The sequence below is a fragment of the Mesorhizobium sp. M7A.F.Ca.US.014.04.1.1 genome (genome assembly GCF_003998745.1).
Taxonomy (GTDB): domain Bacteria; phylum Pseudomonadota; class Alphaproteobacteria; order Rhizobiales; family Rhizobiaceae; genus Mesorhizobium; species Mesorhizobium ciceri.
The window spans coordinates 1-2722 of record NZ_RZRW01000692.1 but is presented as its reverse complement, the minus strand read 5'-3'; the positions used below and the strand labels follow the sequence as shown (position 1 = coordinate 2722).

At 63.0% G+C, this 2722-nt stretch carries 3 protein-coding genes and 1 pseudogene; 2 read left to right on the top strand and 2 right to left on the bottom strand.

From position 1 onward, the window contains the following. Together EOA22_RS30045 and EOA22_RS30040 are read left to right on the top strand one after the other, a co-directional pair. On the top strand, positions 1-171 hold a 171-nt coding region (locus EOA22_RS30045; RefSeq protein WP_164756014.1), incomplete at its 5' end, for a Dabb family protein. Between the two features lie 163 nt (positions 172-334). After that, positions 335-1552, top strand: coding sequence for an MFS transporter (locus EOA22_RS30040; protein ID WP_024502755.1), 1218 nt, complete (start codon positions 335-337; stop codon positions 1550-1552). 8 nt (positions 1553-1560) lie between these two features. On the opposite strand, the gene EOA22_RS30035 is transcribed toward EOA22_RS30040, so the two are convergent. After that, entirely contained in the window at positions 1561-2406 is an 846-nt protein-coding gene (locus EOA22_RS30035; RefSeq protein ID WP_013529691.1) for an EamA family transporter, read from the bottom strand. Beyond that, positions 2403-2722 (bottom strand): annotated as a pseudogene (locus EOA22_RS30030) (EEP domain-containing protein); the annotation flags it as partial. The gene EOA22_RS30035 and the pseudogene EOA22_RS30030, both read right to left, overlap by 4 nt.

Genomic DNA, 2722 nt, shown 5'->3' with positions numbered 1-2722 from the left:
CCCGAGCCGATCGCGCGCGGCTTCACCCATGGCTTCACCATCGACTTCCGCGATGCTGCCGCGCGCGATGCCTATCTTGCGCATGAAGCGCACCAGCGCGCCGGCGCACGCCTGGTCGCTGCCCTGGAAGGCGGCACGGACGGGCTGATGGTGTTTGATCTCGAAATCTAGACTCACCATCAAGCCACGATCGAGTTCATCGACAGATGGCACCGGTCGCTCCTCATCGCACCTCAGGGGCGTTCGATCAAATGAGCCGCGCGAAAAAGTGACCACCGGTCTTCCCTGAACTGGCTGATAATTCCTCACATCGATGATGGTGGAGGAGGAAGATTTGCCCCTTAATTCGCAGCAGAAGAAGACCGTCCTCGCCTCGTTCCTGGGCTGGACGCTCGATGCTTTCGATTTCTTCCTTCTGACATTCCTGCTCACCGATATCGCGACCGAATTCCACGCCGACGTGCCCGCGGTCTCCAAGGCGCTGTTCCTGACCTTGGCCACACGCTTCATCGGCGCGTTCTTCTTCGGCATGCTTGCCGACAAGTACGGGCGCAAGCCGATCCTCATGCTCAACATCGTGAGCTATTCGGTGATCGGCGCGCTGGCCGCCTTCTCACCCAATCTCGGCATCTTCCTCGCCCTGCGCGCGCTGTTCGGCATCGCCATGGGCGGCGAATGGGGGCTTGGCAGTTCGCTGGCCATGGAATCCATTCCGCCGAGCGCACGCGGCATGGTCTCCGGCATCCTGCAATGCGGCTATCCGGCCGGCTATCTGCTGGCGGCGGTGGTCTATGGCCTGCTCTATCAGCAGACGATCGGCGGCTACACGATCGGCTGGCGCGCCATGTTCCTGCTCAGCTTCGTGCCGGCGCTGATTGTGCTCTTCATCCGCTCGCATGTGCCGGAATCGCCGGCCTTCGTCGAAGCGCAGAAGACGGCTCGACCGGGCATGTGGGAAACCCTGCAGAAACACTGGGGTGTCGCGCTCTATGCCGTCGTGCTGATGATGTTCTTCAATTTCTTCAGTCATGGCACGCAGGACCTCTACCCGACCTTCCTGAAGAAGCAGCACGGCTTCGATCCGCATACGGTGAGCTGGATCACCATCGTCGCCAATATCGGCGCCATCGTCGGCGGCCTGGCATTCGGCGCGCTGTCCGAAAAGATCGGCCGCGTCAACGCCATCACGCTGGCCTGCCTGATCGCCTTGCCGTCGATCCCGCTATGGGCCTACTCGACCACGCCGTTCATGCTCGCCATCGGCGCCTTCGTCATGCAGGTCGCGGTCCAGGGCGCCTGGGGCGTCATCCCCGTGCACCTCAACGAGCTTTCGCCCGGGGCGGTGCGGGCGACCTTGCCCGGCTTTATCTATCAGGCGGGCAATCTCGCCGCGTCCTATGGCGGCCCCTATCAGGCAGGAATCGCGGAAAGCGCCGGAGGCAGCTATGGCTATGCCCTGGCGCTGTTCGCAGGCGTGGTCGCCATCTGCATCATCGTCGTCATCCGTTTCAGTCCGGAACGACGTGGCCAGTTGATGACCGTACTCAATTAGGGTCGAAATCAGCCGAGCCTGAGCGCAACGACACCGGCGACGATGCTGAGCGCGGCGGCACCGCGCCAGCCGGTCATTTTTTCGCCGAGAGCGAAGACCGAGATCATCATGGCAAACAGGATCGAGGTTTCGCGCAGCGAGGCCACGGAGGCGATCGGCGCCTTGGTCATCGCCCACATGACGATCCAGTAGGCGGCGCCGCTGAGCACGCCCGTGAACAGCCCTGCCTTCCAGTCGCGCGCCAACACCGGCAGCGCCTTCGGCCCGCGGAAGATGAGGCACAGCACCAAGGCGCCAAAAGCATCGCAGATGAACAGCCAGGCTGCATAGCTCTGCGCGGTTGCCGCCAGCCGTGCGCCGCTGCCGTCGGACAGCGTGTAACTGGCAATGAAGATGGAAGTGCCCAGTGCGAAGCCAACCGCGCGCAGATTGAGTTTTTCCAGATGTGCGCCGCCACGAAACGACATCACCAGCGTGCCGGCCGACAACAGGAAGATGCCGAGCATGGCGAACGGGCCGGGAATCTCGGCAACGACGAACATGCCGCCAAAGGCCGAGAGCAGAGGTGCGGTGCCCCGCGCCAGCGGATAAGTCTGGGCGAAATCGCCGGCCTTGTAGGCGCCGATCAGGAAGGTGCGGTAGCCCATGTGGAAAATGACGGAGGCGATGATGTAGGGCCACACCTCCGCCTTCGGCACTTCGACGAAGGGCAGCACCACGAGTGCCGCCGCGCCCATGCCGAGCGTCATCAGCGTGATCGACAGGAAGCGGTCGAGATGGACCTTGACCAGCGCGTTCCAGATCGCGTGCATGGCGGCGGCGGCAAGCACTGCGAAAAAGACGAAAAGCGTCATGTGGCAATGCCGGGCGTTTCCAGGTCGATGTCGACCCGCAACGGAAAATGATCCGACGCAACCTCGTCGATATCGGCACAGATCGAACGCACCCGCCCGGCGAACATGCCGCCGACGAAGCAATGGTCGAGCCGGCGCTTTGCCAATCTGCCGTCGATGGTCTTCACATGGGTGTGGAAGTCCGGAACTGGCTCCCCGGCAACGGCGGCGGCATCGACGAAACCGCTGAGATAGGCGGCACCCCGATGGTAGGGCGTGCTGCCGACGATGCGGCGATATTCGGCGCTGCCCGGCTCCATGTTGAAATCGCCCATCC

Excerpts from the sequence above, each read along its gene's own strand:
- EOA22_RS30035 (WP_013529691.1), bottom strand. The coding sequence starts at position 2,406 with ATGACGCTTTTCGTCTTTTTCGCAGTGCTTGCCGCCGCCGCCATGCAC.